Annotated in this window: 10 protein-coding genes; 3 read left to right on the top strand and 7 right to left on the bottom strand. The window is 66.8% G+C overall.

Going from position 1 to position 18,045, the window contains the following annotated elements; translation table 11 throughout:
* Positions 1-60 precede the first annotated feature (60 nt).
* The 4 genes from AC1DRP_RS26505 to AC1DRP_RS26490 form a co-directional block, all read right to left on the bottom strand.
* Entirely contained in the window at positions 61-1,005 is a 945-nt protein-coding gene (locus AC1DRP_RS26505) for an ABC transporter permease (protein WP_441491060.1), read from the bottom strand.
* Complete coding sequence (locus tag AC1DRP_RS26500; RefSeq protein ID WP_476770014.1) at positions 1,002-2,501, bottom strand: sugar ABC transporter ATP-binding protein; 1,500 nt, start codon at positions 2,499-2,501, stop codon at positions 1,002-1,004. Before AC1DRP_RS26500 ends, AC1DRP_RS26505 begins: the two co-directional genes overlap by 4 nt.
* A 2-nt stretch (positions 2,502-2,503) precedes the next feature.
* Positions 2,504-3,379, bottom strand: a complete 876-nt coding sequence (locus AC1DRP_RS26495) for a substrate-binding domain-containing protein (RefSeq protein WP_476770015.1) — start codon at positions 3,377-3,379, stop codon at positions 2,504-2,506.
* A gap of 277 nt (positions 3,380-3,656) precedes the next feature.
* Positions 3,657-11,531 carry an autotransporter-associated beta strand repeat-containing protein gene (locus AC1DRP_RS26490; RefSeq protein WP_476770013.1) on the bottom strand — a complete coding sequence of 2,625 codons (7,875 nt, stop codon included), beginning with the start codon at positions 11,529-11,531 and terminating at the stop codon, positions 3,657-3,659.
* Positions 11,532-12,422: 891 nt separating this feature from the next.
* Between AC1DRP_RS26490 and AC1DRP_RS26485 the strand changes: the two genes are divergently transcribed.
* The 3 genes from AC1DRP_RS26485 to AC1DRP_RS26475 all read left to right on the top strand — a co-directional run bounded on the left by AC1DRP_RS26485 (position 12,423) and on the right by AC1DRP_RS26475 (position 15,332).
* Positions 12,423-13,421 carry an ABC transporter substrate-binding protein gene (locus tag AC1DRP_RS26485; protein ID WP_441508220.1) on the top strand — a complete coding sequence of 333 codons (999 nt, stop codon included), beginning with the start codon at positions 12,423-12,425 and terminating at the stop codon, positions 13,419-13,421.
* A 100-nt stretch (positions 13,422-13,521) separates the two neighbouring features.
* Positions 13,522-14,346 carry an ABC transporter ATP-binding protein gene (locus AC1DRP_RS26480; RefSeq protein ID WP_476770012.1) on the top strand — a complete coding sequence of 275 codons (825 nt, stop codon included), beginning with the start codon at positions 13,522-13,524 and terminating at the stop codon, positions 14,344-14,346.
* A gap of 110 nt (positions 14,347-14,456) precedes the next feature.
* Entirely contained in the window at positions 14,457-15,332 is an 876-nt protein-coding gene (locus AC1DRP_RS26475) for an ABC transporter permease (protein ID WP_476770011.1), read from the top strand.
* 91 nt (positions 15,333-15,423) lie between these two features.
* On the opposite strand, the gene AC1DRP_RS26470 is transcribed toward AC1DRP_RS26475, so the two are convergent.
* The 3 genes from AC1DRP_RS26470 to AC1DRP_RS26460 all read right to left on the bottom strand — a co-directional run.
* Positions 15,424-16,821, bottom strand: coding sequence for a sensor histidine kinase (locus tag AC1DRP_RS26470; protein ID WP_476770010.1), 1,398 nt, complete (start codon positions 16,819-16,821; stop codon positions 15,424-15,426).
* Entirely contained in the window at positions 16,814-17,485 is a 672-nt protein-coding gene (locus tag AC1DRP_RS26465; RefSeq protein ID WP_441493846.1) for a response regulator, read from the bottom strand. The genes AC1DRP_RS26470 and AC1DRP_RS26465 overlap by 8 nt, the downstream gene beginning before the upstream one ends.
* 203 nt (positions 17,486-17,688) lie before the next feature.
* Positions 17,689-18,045 (bottom strand): DUF4070 domain-containing protein (locus tag AC1DRP_RS26460; protein ID WP_476770009.1); only part of this gene is annotated, 357 nt, incomplete at its 5' end.

The following is an 18,045-nucleotide window of genomic DNA, read 5'->3' as shown; positions in this document are numbered from 1 at the left end:
GCAGCAGCGCGATCGCCCCCGCGGCGAGCGCCAGCGGATTGGTGAGAAGGGCCCGCACCGTCATCGCCGCGTCACCAGCACGCCGCCGGCCAGTGCGGCGAGCACGATGACGCCCTGGACCAGGGTCTGCCAGGCGAAGGGCAGACCGGCGAAGAAGATGACATTTCCGATCATGCCGAGCACCAGCGCGCCCAGCACCGAACCGACAGGGCTGCCCGAGCCGCCGGAGAGCGCCGTGCCGCCGAGCACGACGGCCGAAATCGACGAGAGCGCGAGGCTCTGTCCGAGCAGCGGATCGCCGCTCGCCGTCTCCCCGGTCAGGCACAGGGCCGCGAAACCGGCAAACAGGCCGGACAGGGCAAAGGCGCCGATGCGGATGCGCTCCAGCCTGAGGCCGGTCTGGAAGGCACCGACACGGCTGCCACCGACGGCCAGCAGATGCGCGGCAAAGGGCCGGCGGGCGAAGACGAGCGCAAAGGCGAGCCCCGCCAGCAGGATCCAGAGCACGACCGGCAGCCCGAGCAGCGTCGCGCCATAGCTGCGCCAGAATCGCTCGGGCACCGGCAAGCCGGCCTGCGGCAGCACGAAGAGCGCCGCCCCTGCAAAGACGATACCGGTCGCGAAGGTGGTGACGATGGCCTGGAGCCGGAGCAGCGCGACGAGCAGGCCATTGACGAGCCCGCAGAGCAGCGCGGTCGTCAGCCCCGCCAGCATGCCGGCCAAGATGGCCGCCATCCCCTCGCCGCCGATCGCGGCGATGACGCTGACCGTCACCACATTGACGAGCGCGGCAATCGCGCCGACCGAGAGATCGATATCGCCGCTGAGCACGACATAGGTCTGGCCGATGGCGACCAGCGCCAGCGGCAGGAAAGTCGTGAGATTCGATTGCAGCACCGCCGGCTGGACGAAGGATGGCTGGAAGGCGGTGTTGACCAGGACGAGTACGATCAGCGCGGCGAGCGTCAGCATCCAGGGCCGGCTGCGGATCAGGGCTGCGCTCATGCCACCTCTCCATAGGAGGCGCGCGTCAGATGGAAGGGATCCAGCGTGTTCTCGGCGAGTTCGGCCACGATCCGCCCGGCGTTGAAGACGGCGACGCGATCGCACCATTCCAGCAATTCGGCGTCCTCGGAGGAGTAGATCAGGATGCTCGCCCCCGCGTCGGCGAGCTGCCGCATGATCGCCAGCAGATCGGCCTTGGCGGCGAGATCGATGCCCTTGGTCGGATCGTCGAGCAGGACGACGCGCGGCCCGGTCGCCAGCCAACGGGCGATGAAGACCTTTTGCTGGTTCCCGCCCGACAGCGTGCCGATCGCTGCGGAAAGGCTCGCATATTTGGTCCTGAGGCTGTCGGCATGCTGCGCGGCGCGCGGCACGAGCACGCTCCGCCGRACGAGCGCCCGCTTCTCGCGGACGAGGACGGCAGCGATCAGGTTTTCGAAGATCGAGCGGCCGCTCAGGGCCGCGTCGCGCCCACGGTCGCCGGAGACATAGGCGAGGCCGCGCCGGATCGCATCGGCCGGTCGGGCCGGCATGAAGGCCTCGCCCGCGAGCGTGACCGCACCGGAGGAAAACGGCAGGACGCCGAACAGCCCTTGCAGGAAGGCCGACTGCCCCTGTCCCTGCAGCCCGCCGAGACCGACGATCTCGCCCGGCGCCACCCTGAGCGAGACATCGCGCAGGCGCGGGTTCGAGACATGGGCCACGACCAGCCCTGCCTGTGCCTGTGCCGCAGGCGGGCGCCGTCCGGCAGCAGGGCGAAGTTTTGTCTCGCCAACCATGTGCCGCACGACGGTATTACGATCGGTCTCAGCCGTTGCGAGCTCGGCGACCGTCGCGCCGCCGCGCATCACCGTGATCCTGTCGGCGACGGCAAAGACCTCGTCGAGACGGTGCGAGATCATCAGGGTCGAGACCCCCTCGCCCTTGCGCCGGCGCAGGATTTCGAAGAGTCGCTCGGCCTGCCGCCCGTCGAGTGCCGCCGTCGCCTCATCCAGGATCAGYAGGCGCGGCCCGCGGGCAAGCACCTTCAGGATCTCGACGATCTGGCGCAGATCGGGCGTCAGATCGCCAATCAGCGCCTCCGGCGTCAGGTCCGGCCCCGCGACGCCCTCAAAGAGAGCGATCAGTTCACGCGCCCTCGCCCGCAAGCTCCGACGGTCGACGAAGCCCAGCCGCGTGCGCGGCTCATGGCCGAGGCCGAGATTGGCCTCGACGCTGAGCTGCGGGATGAGGCTGAGCTCCTGGTAGAACAGGGCGATGCCGGCGCGCTCCGCATCACGCGGGCCGCGGAAATGCCGCGGCTCGGCATCGATCGCAATGGTTCCCGCGTCAGGCGCGACGGCGCCTGCCACAGTCTTGCACAAGGTGCTCTTGCCGCAGCCATTGGCGCCGAGAAGGGCGTGGATTTCGCCCGCCTCGACCCTGAGCCGCCCATCGGAAAGGGCAACAACGGCGCCAAAGCGCTTGCCGACGCCCCGGGCCTCAAGGAGAGCCATGGCTATTTGAAGTACTGCTGGGCCTCGTCGGGCGTCACGACCGCAGTGACAGACCAGTAGCCCGGCTTGCCCTCCGCCTGCTTCAGAGCCGCCGGCAGGCTGGCATTGTCGACGAACGGAATCGGGATGTAGATGGCGTTGCCATACTGCCCCTTGAACACGCCATCCTTGAACTCCTTGCCCATCAGGCGCAGCACCGCGACGTTGAGCGCCGAGGCCATCACGCCCGGCGGATTGACCGAGGCGCCGGAGTTCAGCTTCTGCTCGGACCAGCGCGTCAGGAAATCCTTGCGGATCTCGCCAGTCGCAGCGGTCTGGTCCTTCTTGCCGGCGGCATCGATCGCGCGCCAGGCGCCATCCGCCATGCCGTCCTGCACCCAGACGCCGTTGAGCGCCGGATAGGTCGCGAGCAGGTTCTGCATCGCCTGCTGACCCTTGGCCTGGTCCCAGTCGGCATTGGCCTGGTTCAGCACCTTGATGTCGGGGTTCCTGGCGAAGACTTCGCGATAGCCCGCGACCCGCATCTCATTGGCAGGGTGTCCGGCGATGCCGTTGATGGTGACGATATTGCCCTTGCCGCCGAGCGCCTTGGCGAGCCACTCCGCCGATTTCATCGCCCAGTCCTTCTGGTCGATGCCGACATAGATCGCGTCCTTGGACGAGACCTCGGCATCGGTGGACACGACGAGGATGTTTCGCGCCTTGGCCTGGGCGAAGACCGGGTCGAAGGCCGTCGGGCTGTTCGGGTTGATGATGATGGCGTTGACGCCCTGGTTCACGAAATTGCGGACATGGCCGATCTGGCCTTGCACATCCACGGTCGAGCTCTGGACCACGACCTCGACATTGACGCCCTTCGCCTTCCCCGCGCCGCTCATCGCCAGCACTGCGGCAGCCGTCAGAAGTCCCCTGCGGGTTGTGATGCTGTTGATCATCGTTTCCTCCCTTGTCCCGTATTAATCGGGACTATCGGCAGGATGTAATCGATTGCATCGAGCGTCAATACGCCAAAGGGCTGGTCCGATGCCCCTAATGGGCGTCCTGGGATCAAAGCGGCGCCGTGAGGCGGCAAGGCCGGGCGATCTACGCCGACCGCGACGAAGCAAGGGGCGCCCGAGGGCACCTCTTGCTGAAGGTCTGGCAGGATCCGCCCGGTCAGAATTTGACGGCGAAGGTGCCCTTGACAGTCTGCTCGATCGCATGGGCGCTGTACTGGCCGCCATAGGACAGGCTGAGCGTCGCATTGGGCGACACGGCCAGGTCGAGCCCGGCATCGAGGACGGCCGCGTTCTTCGCGATCGGGATGCCCGTGATGCTGAACGGGGTGCCGCCAGCGAAGGACAGGAGCGAGGCTGGCGTGACGTCGCCGAAGGCGTGCCGCCAGGCGAGCGCACCGCGCAACTCCAGGCCCATGCCGTGCACGGTCACGTTCGTCGATGCTCTCAGGCCCAGAGTCGTGAAGGCGGTGCTCATGTCGGAGCTGCGGCCGACAAGAGCCGCCGCCGCGCCCCGCTCGGTAAAGCCGTCGCTCTGCAGGTTGACATAGGCAAGGCCGGCAAAGGGCTCGAGCGCGACGCGCCCGGCATCGATGCGGTAGCCCAGTTCGCCGAAGACCTGCGCGGTTGCCGCATTGTAGTCGCTCCTCAGCCGGTCGGAGAAACCGGTAAAGGAGACGGTGCGATCGACCGTGAGGTCGTGCCAGCTATAGGCGGCGCCGGCGCGCAGCCCGAGCGCGCCCCATTGGCCGCCGCCATAGAGACCGAGATGATAATTGTCGCTGTTGCCGGAGGAGATCCGGCCCTTCGCCTCGAAGGTCGAACGGCTGTAGCCGCTGTAGAAACCGACGCGCCAGTTGTCGAAGACCGCGGCATCGGCGCCGAGCAGGAAGCCGCCGCTTGAGCGCGAGAGCTTCGACACGCCGCCCTGGGCCTCATTACGGCCCCAGGAGCCAAAGCCCTGCCCCCAGACCGCGAAACGGTCGCTGGGAACGAGCCGCGGCATCGGCCCGGTGACGGGCGCTGCCATATCGGCCGTGAAGCCGTAGGTCATGACCGGCTGCTGCGCCGCCGCGACGGTCCCGAACGCCGACCTCAGGCGATCGATCGCCGTTCCGCGCACCACAGTGCTGTCCTCGACCAGGATGGCCTGCGCCGAGGCGTGCACTTCGCCCGACAGGGCGTCGAACGCCTGGCGCGCCGAGGGGGCATCGAGCTTGACGATGGCATCATAGACCGGATTGCCGGTGCCGAGCCGTTCGCCTGCCGTGCCCAGGCTCGTCTGGTTGCGGGTCTGGCCGACGCTGCCGAAGGAGACATCGTTGCGCGCGATCGTCAGGTAGGTTTGCGCGGCATCGTAGCTCAGGCCCGGGGTCAGGAAGGCGAAATTGCTGGTCACCGAGGTGAACTGGCCGGAAACACCGCCTGCTGCATCGAAGAGTTTGAAGCGCGCCGAGGGCGGCATCGCGCCCGAGATGGCCGCGATCGCGAGCGTGGCGCCGGAGAACGTGATCGTGCCGGTCGAGATGATCTGGTCCGACTGGCCGGCGCCATTCACCTCGACCTGATAGATCGAGCCCGGCGCGAAGCTTACGTTGCCGTTGACGGTCAAGGTGCCGATGGAGTTGCCTGGCGCGACAATACCCCCGCTGAGCACGTTCAGTCGGCCAATCGTACCATTGCCGCCAAGCGTCGCGCCGCTTTCGACGGTCACGGCGGAAATGGCGAGCGAGCCGTTCACGGCGAGCCGCCCGGCCGCGATCGTGGTGGGGCCCGACAGCGTGCTGGTGCCGGTCAGGTTGAGCGAGCCGGTGCCCGTCTTGGTGAAGCGGCCGATACCGTTGATGGCGTTGGCGAACTGGGCGTCGCTGCCCTGGTCGATCACCAGGGCGGCGTTGTTCAGGATTGCGCCGCTGCCGAAGCTGGTTGCGCTGCCGCGCAACGTGCCGGCCGTGATCGTCGTGCCACCGGAATAGGTGTTGACGCCGGTGAGGTCGAGCGTGCCGGTTCCAAGCTGCTTCAGAGCACCCGTCCCGGAGATCTGGCCGGAGAAGGCGACCATATCGGATCGGTTGAAGGCCAGCGTGCCGCTAATGGCGACATTGCCGCTGATCGCCCCCGTCGTGCCGCCATCGCCGATCTGCAAGGTGCCGGCGCTGATCGCTGTGCCACCCGTGTAGCTGTTGACGCCGGTCAGGATCAGCGTGCCCGACCCCATCTGGGTCAGCGCGCCCGAGCCGGATATGGCGCCTGCGAAGGTCACGCTGTCCGAGCGGTTGAAGGCAAGCCTGCTGTTGTTGACGACCGCACCGGTCAATTCGCCCGTCGTGCCGCCGGCACCGACCTGCAAGGTACCAGCCGAGATCGTCGTGCCGCCAGTATGGCTGTTCGCTCCGGTCAGGACGAGCGTGCCCGCGCCAAGCTTGGCAAGCCCGCCGGTGCCGCTGAGCGCCTGGCTCAGAGTGAAGCTGTTGGCCGCGTCTGCGATGTCGAAGCCACCGCCATTGCTGCCCCAGCTCACGGCCCGGCTGGTCGCGGTGAAATTCGTGCCGGTTACGCGCAGCACGCCGCCGTTGAAGACGAGGCCGCCGGCCGCCTGGCCGAGATTGCCATCGGCGGAGACCGAAAGCGTGCCGGCATTCAGCAGCGTGCCGCCGGTGTAGCTGTTGGTGCCGGAGAGGACGAGCGTGCCGAGATCGGTCTTCACCAGTTCGCTCGTACCGGTCAGGCTCGATGCGATGGTTGCGACATAGGAGGCGCCGCCCGAGGTGCCGTCTCCGACACGGATGATCGCCTGCGTGCCGCTGAGGGTAACAGTACCGCCCTCGATCCTGTAACCGTCCGCTGCGAACTGCATGCCCGTCGCCGAGACCGTGCCGAGGCTCGTGTCGACCGTGACGATGCCGCTCGTGCCCTGGAAGACCATGAAGCCCGGGGCCGGCGCCGCCGGGCCATTGATGCTGCCGTTCTGGTCGGTCCAGTTGCCGCTGGTTGCGCTCCAGATTCCGGCGCCGCCATCGATCGCGCCGTTATTGGCGTTGCCCGCCGCGCCGCCGTCCCAGAATTTCAGGGTGAGGCCGTTGCTGTTGACCAGGTTGACCTGGCTCGCGACGGAGGTCTGCACCGAGAGATCGCCGGCCGAAACGCCGCTCGGCAGCGTGCCCAGCGTCAAACCGTTATTCGTCAGCGTGCCACCATAGTTGATCAGGCGGTAGATGCCGCCGCCGAAACCGCCGGTATTCGCGACATTGAGGGTGCCGGCCAGCGTGAGATTGCCGGTCACGTCGACGCGATCGCTGCCGCTCCCGGTCGGGAGATTGGGCAGGCCGAGATCGAAATCGAGCTGCGAACCGGAGGACAAGGTCAGCGCACCGACGCTGAGCGTGCCCGTGGTCAGGGTGCCGGGATTGGCACCTGGCGCAAGGCGTCCGCCGCTGGCGATGGTGACCGCACCGGCGATCGTGCCTGCGCCGGCCAGCGTCGCGCCGCTCTGCACCGTGACCGCCGTGTTGCCGAGCGAGCCCGACACCTCCAGCGTGCCGCCGCTGACCGTGGTCGCGCCAGTATAGGAGCTGGCGCCCGAGAGTTTGGTGACGCCCGTGCCGCCGGTTCCACCGGTCGTTTCGAAACTGCCGGTGCCGCTGATCGCGCCGGCGATCGTGATCGCGTTGTTCTTGTCGATGACGAGGGCGCCGGCATTRGCGATGGCGCCGCTGCCGAGCGAGCCCTGTGCGCCGCCGCTCCCGACCTTGAGCGTGCCGGCCTCGATCACGGTGCCGCCGCTATAGGTCATGCCATCGCCGAGGACCGTCGTGCCGGTGCCGCGTTGAGCGAAGCTGCCTGCACCGCTGACGGCATTGGGCATCGCATAGATATCGGAGCGCTTGACCGCGAATTCGGCGCCGGACGCAACCGTGACCGAGCCCGCGATCGAACCCGCCGCGCCGCCATTGCCGATCTGCAGGGCGCCGGCATTGACGGTGGTGCCTCCCGTATACGTGTTTGTGCCGGTGAGGATCGTTCGTCCGGTGCCGTTCTGCTCGACCGAGCCTGCGCCGACGCCGTCGGAAACGACGTGGCTGAAGATGTATTCGTTGATGCGGTTGAAGGCGAGGACGCCGCTATTGCTGACATTGGTCGCAAGCGCGCCAGCCGTTCCGGCATTGCCGATCTGAAGCGTGCCGGCAGCAATCGTCGTGCTGCCGGTAAAGGTGTTGTCGCCCGTCAGGGTCAGGCTGCCCGTGCCCGTCTTGGTCAGCGAGCCCGCGCCGCTGATGGCGCCGGCAAAGATCGAATCGGTGGTCGTGCCTGCGCTGAGCGCCCCGCCCGAACCGAGCTTGACCTCGCCTGCACCGCTGAGGGCGCCGATGCCTTGCGAGAAGCCGCCAAGGTCGAAGGACGCTCCCGAGGAGACCGAGACATCGCTGCTCGTGTTCAACCGGTTGTTGCCGCCGAGCAGCAAGGTGCCGGCGGCGATGGAGGTCGGGCCGGAATAGGTGCTGGCGCCGGTCAGGGTCAGCGTGTTGCTGCCAAGCTTGCGGAGCGCGCCATTGCCGGAGATCACGCCGGCGAAGCTGGCAGCGTTCAGGTTGTCGAATTCGAGCGTGCCGTCATTGAAAACAGCGCCACCGACCGAACCATCACTCGTGCCGTCATTGCCGATCCGCAGCGTGCCGCCGGTGGTGATGGTCGTGCCACCGGAAAAGGTGTTAACCGCCGTCAGCGTCAGGGTGCCGCTGCCGGCCTGGGTCAGTGAGCCGCTGCCGCTGATCACGCCAGCATAGCTAAGGTCGTTCGTGCGCTTGAAGCTGAGCGCGCCGTTGTTGAGGATGTTGCCGGAAATCGCGCCGGTCGTGCCGCTGTCGCCGATCTGCAGGGCGCCGGCGCTGATCGTCGTGCCGCCGGCATGGCTGGCCGCGCCGGTCAGGATCAGCGTGCCCGCCCCGCTCTTGGTCAACGCACCCGTGCCGGAAATGTCACCGGCGAAGCTCAGGCTGCCGGTGCGGTTGAAGGCGAGCGCGGCATTGTTGACGACATTGCCGACGAGCGAGCCGGTGCCGCTGCCATCGCCGATCTGCAATGTGCCACCGCTGATCGTCGTGCCGCCGGTGAAGCCGTTGGCGCCGGTCAGCGTGAGCGTGCCCGTCCCCGCCTTGGTCAGCGAACCGCCGCCGATAATGCCGCCGGCGAAGGTCGAGGAGGCACCGGCGTTGCCGACCGTCAGTGCGCCGCCCGTACCGAGCTGGACCGTGCCGGCGCCTTCGAGCTTGGCGAGGCCCTGTGCCCTGCCATCCATGTCGAAGGTCGCGCCCGACTGGACCTCGAGGTCGCCATCGCTGCCCAGCCGGTTGTTGCCGCCGAGCTTGAGCGTGCCGGCGACCACCTTGGTGCCGCCCCGATGGGTGTTCTCCCCGGTGATCGTCAAGGTGCCCGCACCGTCCTTAGTGAAGGTGCCGCGATCGCTGCCGCCGTCGAAGGCCCCCCCGGCATAACTGCTCGTGCCGGCCGTGTTGAAGACAAGGCTGGTGCGGACATAGATATTGCCGGCGATGCTGCCATCGGTCGTGCCGTCGCCGATCTGCAACGTCCCGAAGCTGACGGTCGTACCGCCGGTATAGGTGTTGTTGCCTGTCAGGATGAGCTTGGCGTTGCCGGCCTTGGTGACCTGGCCGGAGCCGGAGATGTTGCCTGCGAAGATGTAGTCGTCGCTGCGGCTGAAGGCGAGCATGCCGTCATTGACGACATTGCCCAGGATCGAGCCGGTTGTCGTGCCCGAGCCGATTTGAAGCGTCCCGCCGGAGATCGTCGTCCCGCCCGTATAGGTGTTGTCGCCGGTCAGGACGAGTTGGCCGGCCCCGCTCTTGGTAAGCGACCCGGTGCCGGAGATCACGCCGGCGAAACTCGACAAACTGGACGTCCTCAAGACCGTCAGCGCAGCGCTGCCGAGCTTGACCTCGCCCAAGCCGTCGAGCCCACCGATCGTCTGCGTGCGGCCGTCGAGATCGAAGACGCCCGCCGCGCTGTTGATGTTGAGCAGGCTGTCGCTGGAGAGGGCGCCGCCGGCGCCCAGTTTCAGAGTGCCGCCATTGATGTTTGTCGCGCCGGTGCTGCCGATGGCACTCGTGAGCGTCAGCGTGCCGCTGCCCGCCTTGGTTAGAGCGCCCGTGCCGGTGACCGTACCGCCATAGCTGATGCTGCCGGAGGTGTTGAAAGCCAAGGTACCGTTATTGATCACGGAGCCGAGGATCGTGCCATCGGTCGTGCCGTTGCCGAGCTGCAAGGTGCCGGCTGAGATCGTCGTACCACCGGTATAGGTATTGGTGCCGGTCAGGATCAGCGTGCCTACACCCGTCTTTGCCAGAGCGCCGGCGCCCGCGAGGCTGGCGCCGATCGTGCCGGCCGACAGGTTGAAGGCAGTCGTGGCCGTGATCGAGCCTGTTCCGGTGACGCTGCCGCCGGTCATCGTGAACGTCCCGACACCGAGATTGTAGCCCGCGGCGACATTGACCGTCGCGGTGCCGCTATTGGTCAGCGTGCCGATACCGGTCATGTTGCCGCCGGTCAGCGAAAGCGTGCCGTTATTCTGGTTGTTGATGTCGCCGATGACGGCGACATCGCCGCCGAGCACCTTGATCTGCCCGTCATTGTTGATGCCCTGGCCGGCCGACAGCACCGCCGACCCGGTCGGGCCATTGAAATTGATCGTGCCGCCGCCCTGGTTGTTGATCGCGCCGGCATCGATGACGCTGCCGCCCACACCGACATCGATGACCGCATTGTTGTTGAGCGTATTGCCGATGCCCTTCAGGGTCGCCCCAGTGCCGATGCTGATCGTGCCCGCGGCGTTGTTGATGGTCTGGGCGCTGAGCGTGCGCCCGGCGCCGATCGTGGTCGTGCCGTAGTTTGTCAGAGTGGTGATGCCGGTGACATCATCGGCCGCGGTCGCGCCGCTCACCGACATGGCGACGCCGCCATTGACCTGGATCGTGTTGTTGAAGACGCCGGCCAGCGTGGTGGTGCCGCCGAGTTCGATCGCGCCGATCGAGCTGCCGGCGAGCGCCCTGATGCTGTTGGTGCCGCCGGTGATGATGATGGCCGTCGACGCTGCGCCGTTCAGACCTCCGGCACCGCCCAAGGCGCCACCCGCGATCGTGCCGCTATTGATGATCGTCAGGTTCTGCCCGATGATTCCGTAGCCGCCGGCCTGTGGCCGGTAGGGTTGGGCGTTCTGGAAATCGGTGCCGCCACCGCCGCCCTTGATGGTGCCTGTATTCGTGATCGTCAGCCCGGCCGAGCCGGTCGCGGTAATGCCGTTGCCGCCTCTGCCGCCCGCTCCGTTGCCGGAGGGGTCGGTGAACGGATTGATCGCTCCGTTGGCTGAGCCGCCGCCGCCGCCATTGCCGCCTGTGATCGTGCCGGAATTTGTGAGGTTCGCACCGGTTCCGGCGATGATGCCGGAGCCACCGCCGCCGCCACCACCGCCGCCGCCGTAGGAGTAGTTCGGCACGGAATTGTAGTTTCCGCCGCCGCCATTACCGCCTTTGCCGCCGGTAATGGCGGCGCTGTTGTTCAGATCGGCGTTAAGTGTCAGACCGGCACCGCCGGCCCCGCCGCCACCACCACCGGCGCCCGCCGCATAACCGCCGCCGCCGCCGCCGGCACCGTCGGAGCCGCCACCGCTCCCRCCTCGGTTCCCCTGACCACCGGTGCTTCCGCCGCCGCCGCCGGGAGCCGTCGCACTGCCGTCTCCGTAGGCGCCGCCACCTCCGGCGCCGCCTGCGGTAGCGCCATTCGGCGCGCCGCTGCCATTGCCGCCGTTGGCTCCGGTGTACTGAGCCAGCGCTGGCCGTTGTGTCGCAGCCAGCATGACCGGCATGACCAGCGCCGTGCAGGCAAGCAGCACTGCGCGACGCCTGCGCCAGTGGCGCACCGGTGCGACACCCTGATCAGCCCGTTTGGCCTCGGGAGCAGCTCCGTCATCGATGCCTGTTCCGGCCAGCCGAACCCGGCGCCCCGTCTCGATCTCTGCGGTCATGGCGAAGCCCAAATCCCCCCAGGCGCCGAGCGCCCCAGTCCTTGATGCAACCCCGGATTGCGAGGTCGCTTACGTCGTCTCACTCAGCGCCTGTCAGGGCGCCGTCGGCCAGAACACACATCAGATCGGCAGCGAGCGCCGTCTCGCGCCGCCGCTCATTCCCAGTCCGCCGCTTGACGCGCGGCCGCGCCGGAGGCGCGGAGCAGCAAACAGCCGACCCATCGTCTGAAAATCACGGGAGCGGCTTCCACGATCACGCCGCACATGCGCCTCGCCCGTTTGCCCCGCGAATGGCCGAAACCCTCGCCCGGTGAGTATCGTCGGCACGCCAGGCAAGCAGGGCTCCCTCCCGGGCCGATCGCCCGCGCTCCGCCTCACCGGCGAAGCCTCCATGACCATCACCGCCGCGAGCACGAAGCAGGAACTGCCGCTGCGACAGTCCGGTCTTACCAGAACGTCCGGACGGGACCAGACGGGCACAGCCTCCCGATGTGAACGGTCGTTAGCATTTGAAGGGATTTATGATTTTGTTCCGGCGAAAGGCGCGCCACGGGGCCGATCGGGGCTTTCAGTAGCCAGTTTCCATCGCGCCGACGTCAGGCGAAACCAGAGCTGCAGGACGCCGTCCGGCGTGTGGCGCCCAGCCCACGCGCGAGGCGCCACGGCGCGCGTGGGCCCGATGCAGATCACCGGGATATCCTGTCTCCGGCGGCCATCCCTGCATCGGCAAGGCAGGCGTTTTCGCGCAGGCAGCACGGCAAAGTGAGTACCGCGACGCTGAAAGTCTGGTGAAAGGTTCGGGGTCTAACGYTTACGGCGTCACGGTTCAGCCAATCCTCCGCGAAAGGAGGAAGGAAGCGTGGCAGGAAACCAAAACCAAGGAGCCGGYCCATGCGTGCCCGCATTCTAACATCGTCGATTGCCTTCGCCGCGCTTCTGGCCGCAGCCGGATCGGCGCTGGCTGCCGACAAGGTCACCATCATGGTGGGCGGCTATGAGAAGCAGATCTACCTGCCCGCGAAGCTCGCGGAGAGCCTGGGCTATTTCAAGGACGAGGGGCTCGATGTCGAGCTGCTGAACGAGGCCGCCGGCGTCGACGCCGAGAACGAGATGCTGGCCGGCGCGGTTCAGGGCGTCGTCGGCTTCTACGACCATAGCGTCGACCTGCAGGCCAAGGGCAAATATGTGATGTCCGTGGTGCAGTTCAGCCAGGCACCGGGCGAAGTCGAGCTCGTCTCGTCCAAGTATCCCGACGTGAAGTCGATGGCCGACCTGAAGGGCAAGACCCTCGGCGTGACCGGGCTCGGCTCCTCGACCAATTTTCTGACGCAGTACCTGATGATGAAGTCCGGCGTGAAGCTCGGCGACTTCACCTCGCTTCCGGTCGGCGCCGGCACGACCTTCATCGCGGCTATGCAGCAGGACAAGATGCAGGCCGGCATGACGACGGAGCCGACGATCTCGCGCCTGCTCGCCACCGGCGAGGCCCGGGTCCTGGTCGATATGCGCACGGTCGAGAAGACCAAGGAAGCGCTCGGCGGCACCTATCCGGCCGCCTCGCTCTACATGCAGACGGCCTGGATCGAGAAGAACAAGCCGATCGTCCAGAAGCTCGCCAACGCCTTCGTCAAGACACTGCGCTACATCAATACCCATGATGCCGCCGACATCGCCGACAAGATGCCGAAGGACTATTACGCCGGCAACAAGGAGGCCTACGTCAAGGCGCTGGCCGACGGGAAGGCCATGTTCACGCTCGACGGCGTGATGCCGCAAGGCGGCCCGGAGACGGTCCTTGCCGTGCTCTCCGGCTTCTCGAAGAACATCCAGGGCAAGCAGATCGACCTGTCGAAGACCTACACGACCGAGTTCGTGAAGAACGTCAAATAGGTCCGCCACTCCCGGGCGATGGCGTGAGGCCATCGCCCGCCTTGCCTGCCTTTCGCCTCTTGCGATCAGCGAACGCCGGCCTGCCGGCGAAGGAGAAGCCATGTCCGCGACCGCGCCTGATGAGAGCCCGGCGATCGAGCTGATCAATGTCAGCCGCCGCTTCCTGACGCCCGATGGCAAGTCGATGACCGCGATCCGCGACTTCAACATGAGCGTGGCGCGCGGTGAGTTCGTCGCCGTGGTCGGCCCGACCGGCTGCGGCAAGTCGACCACGCTGAACCTGGTGACCGGCCTCGCCCGCCCCTCGAGTGGCGAAGTCCGCCTGTTCGGCGAACCCGTCGACGGTATCGATCCGCGCATCGGCTTCGCCTTCCAGACCGATGCGCTGTTTCCCTGGCGCAACGTGATCGACAATGTCGTGGCCGGCCCGCTCTTCCGGGGGACACCGCGCGAGGCGGCCTATGCGAAGGCCAGGCAATGGCTGGCGCGCGTCCACCTGACCGGACATGAGACGAAATACCMGCACCAGCTCTCCGGCGGCATGCGCAAGCGCGTCTCGCTGGCGCAGACCTTCATCAATGAGCCGCAGATCCTGCTGATGGACGAGCCCTTCTCGGCCCTCGACGTTCAGACGCGCGTGCTGATGCACGACGTGTTGCTCGACCTCTGGTCGGAGGCGAAGGCCTCGGTCGTCTTCGTGACGCATGACCTGGAAGAAGCGATTGCGCTGGCCGACAAGGTCTATGTGCTGACCTCGGGCCCCGCGACGGTGAAATCGGTCTATCCCGTCGATCTGCCGCGCCCGCGGGTGGTCAGCGAAATCCGCTACGAGCAGGACTTCATCGCCCTGTCCAAGACGATCTGGGACGACCTGCGCGACGAAGTGCAGCGCGGCGCCGCCCGCGACGAAGCCCGCGCAGCCTAGATCATCGGACCGGATATCGTATCCGGTGCGATGATCTAACCATCTGTGATTGCATCGGCTTTCCCGAAAACCGCAATCCACTTTTCGGGCCGATTCCAGGGAGCATCAACATGGCCGATATCGCAATCGCCTCCGGGCCGGTCTATCGCGCCGGGACGTCCGACGCCGAGATCGAGGCCGCCGCCGCCAAGGCGGCACGCCGCCGCACGCAGCTCGTCCTGTTCTGGCGCTGGGCCATCCTGCTCGGCTTCCTCGGCGGCTGGGAGATCGGCGCGCGCACCGGCATCATCGACGAGTTCTTCTTCTCGAGCCCGAGCGCGATCTGGTCGCGCCTGGTCGAATGGATCTTCGAGGGCACGTCGGAAGGGCCTCTCTGGTTCCATCTCTGGGTGACGATGGAGGAATCGCTGATCGGCTTYGCGACTGGCTCCGTCGCCGGGATCGTCGTCGGCATCGCGCTCGGCCGCAACCGCATGCTGGCCGACATCTTCTCGATCTATATCAAGGTGATCAACTCGATTCCTCGCGTGGTGCTGGCACCGATCTTCATCATGGTCTTCGGGCTCGGCCTCGCCTCCAAGGTCGCCCTGTCTTTCGTCATGGTGTTCTTCGTGGTCTTCGCCAACGCCTTCCAGGGCGTGCGCGAGGCCGACCGCAACCTAATCGCCAATGCCCAGATCCTGGGTGCGCGCGGCTGGCAGCTGACGCGCTCGGTGGTGATCCCCTCGGCGATGAGCTGGATCTTCGCCTCGCTGCATGTGAGCTTCGGCTTTGCCATCATCGGCGCGATCGTCGGAGAATTCGTCGGCGCGCGCTACGGCATCGGGCTCCTGATCAACATCGCCAAGGGCTCCTTCGACTCAGCTGGAATGTATGCCGCGATCGTCGTGATCATGGTTGTCGCCCTGCTGGCCGAATACCTGATGACCCGACTGGAGCGCAGCCTGGCGACATGGCGGCCCGCCCCCTTGCAGGACACGCAGTAAGACACGGGCAGCGACAGAAAAGGCCTCGCCCGGTCGGCCGACCGGGCGAGGCTCATTTGTGATTGGCGATGCCCGGTTCAGCCTTGGTCGGTCAGCTCTGGCCCGGCGTCGCTGCCGGCAGCGACGGAAGCATGACCTCGGCTTGCAGGCCCGGCCCGGCGGAGCGATTGGCGAGCGTGACTGTGCCGCCATGCGCTGCGGCGATCTCGCGCACGATCGACAGCCCGAGGCCTGTGCCGTCCGGCCCGGCGCCCGGCAGGCGGTAGAAGCGCTCGAAGACCTTCTCCCGCTCCTCTTCGGGGATGCCTGGCCCGGTATCCTCGACGACAAGGCGGATCTGTCGCTGCGCCTGCGACAGGGCGACCGAGACGGCTCCGCCCTTCGGCGTGTAGCGCAGCGCATTCTCGACGAGGTTGACGACGATCTCGCGCAACAGCGTCTCGTGCCCCTGCAGCATGGCCGCTCCGCCCGATAGTTCGAAGGCAAGGTCGATCTCGCGCTCGAAGGCAATCGGCGCCAGGCCCTCCAGGGCCTCGCGCGTCACCGTGGCGAAGTCGACGGGGACCTTGCGCAGGGCCGCACCGCCCGGCTCGGCACGCGCCAAGGTCAACAACTGGTTGACCAGCCGGGCCAGGGCATCGAGCCCCCGGTCGATGGCGTGGAGAGTTTCGTCCTTGGAGGCGATCTCGGTTTCGCGCAAACCGACGGTCGACTGGGTCTTCAGAACGGCAAGCGGCGTCCGCATCTGATGGGACGCATTGGCGACGAAGCGCCTCTGCAGGGCCACATAGCGCTCGATGCGCCCGAAGGCGTGATTGAGCGCGCCGATCAGCGGCCTCAACTCACTCTGCAGATGCGCCGTCTCGACAGGCTGGAGCGAGCCGGGCCGGCGCTCCGCCAGTTCCTTGCGCAGCCCGAGCAGCGGTCCGAGGCCGCGCCGCAGACCGAAGAGCGCCAGGAGCGCGGCGAGCCCCACTAGCAACGCCTGATCACGCACCGAATTCAGCCAGAGATCGGTCACCAGCCGGTCGCGGCCGCGCAAGGTGGTGCCGACGATGACGATGGCATTGCCGCCGGCCGTCTTCGACACGACGGGCTGGGCCAGGGCGACCGCTCGGATGTCGTCAACGCGAAAGCGCGCCGAGAAGAACACGGGTTGCAGGTCGCTCGGTGGCGTCGGTGGCCCTGCGACATCGGGAAAGCCCGCGATCAGCTCGCCCGAGGGCGCGATCACCTGGTAGATCACCCGGTCGCGATCCGAGGTGGCGAACATCTCGATCGCCGAGGGCGGAATCAGCGCCTCGACGCTGCCGTCGCTTTCCTTGACCTGCTCCGCGATCACCCGCGCCGAAGCCAGCAGCATGCGATCGGTGACGAGGTTGGCCGTGGAAACCGCACTCCCATGCGCCGTCCAGGCGTTGAAAGCGACGATACCGGCGAGCGGAACCAGCAGCCAGCCGAGAAGCTCGCCTCGCAGGCTCCTAGCCATCCTGCTTCCTCAGCGCATAGCCCAGCCCGCGCAATGTCCCGATGGAAACGCCGGTGCCTTCCAGCTTCTTGCGGACACGATGGACATAGATCTCGATCGCGTTGGAGGTCGCGTCGTCGTCGAGGCCGAATACGGTATCGGTCAGCGTCGCCTTTGAGACGACGCGTCCCGCCGCCAGCACAAGGGTCTCGAGAACCGCGTGTTCGCGCTGGGTCAGCGGCAGGGGCAAGCCTCCCACCGAGAACTGCCGCGTGGTCGTCTCCAGCACGATCGCACCGAAGGCGACCGTCACCAGCCTATCGCTCTGCTTGCGTCGCAGCTGCGCCCGGATCCGTGCCTCGAGCTCGAGCGGGTCGAACGGCTTGACCAGATAGTCGTCGGCGCCGCTGTCCAGCCCCGCGATACGGCTGGAGATCGCATCATTGGCGGTGAGGATGATGACCGGCGTCAAACCCTTGCGAGCCCTGAAGCGCTTGAGGATCTCGATCCCGCCCATGCCAGGCAAGGCCATGTCGAGAATGACGAGATCATAGACCTGGGTCGAAAGCGCAGCGTCGGCGTCGCTCCCGTCACGCACGCAGTCGACGACATAACGGCTCTTGCGCAGCAGGCGAGCCAGCCAATCGGACAGCTCCTGGTTATCCTCGACGAGCAGTATTCGCATTGGATACGCGTTCTCGCAGGCCAATCGGCGGCACGAACCCTTCCGAGCTCCCTTCCTAAACGGTTGGGCCGGGCCCTGTGAAGGAAAAGCCGTGCCGCGGCGTCCGGTTTCAAGGACGCTTCACCGCCCTGCGAGGAGCGGCCGACATCGCCATGCCAGACAGTGATGCGGCGGACAGCGAGGTCGTAACCGCGAAGCGCCCCTCAGCCAACGGCCATCACCTCCAGCTCGCGTTGCTTCACTCGGATCTGCGGGTGGCGCCCGCTGTCGATATCGGCGATCTGCTGCTGCACCTGGGCGATCACCTGGCGAGAGAACGGTCCGAGATGGACGTAGAGCGCGACCATCATCATCACATAGGGCAAGGCCCGGCGGTTATGCGCGAGACAGTCGACCAGCGTCTTCCAGAACTCGCGCCTGACGTCGCCCCTCATCGTCGACAAGCGCCAGAGCAGACGCCAGGACGATTTCAGCTCCTGCCATTCCATGGATTTCGGCAGTTCCAGACGGCGATTGGTGCAATCGAGCATCCGGCCGACGCGCCGAACCCGCCCCAAGAA

The sequence above is a fragment of the Allobosea sp. 01N443 genome (assembly GCF_056399325.1).
Note: the sequence above shows the minus strand (reverse complement) of the source record. Positions and strands in the feature narration are given on the sequence as shown.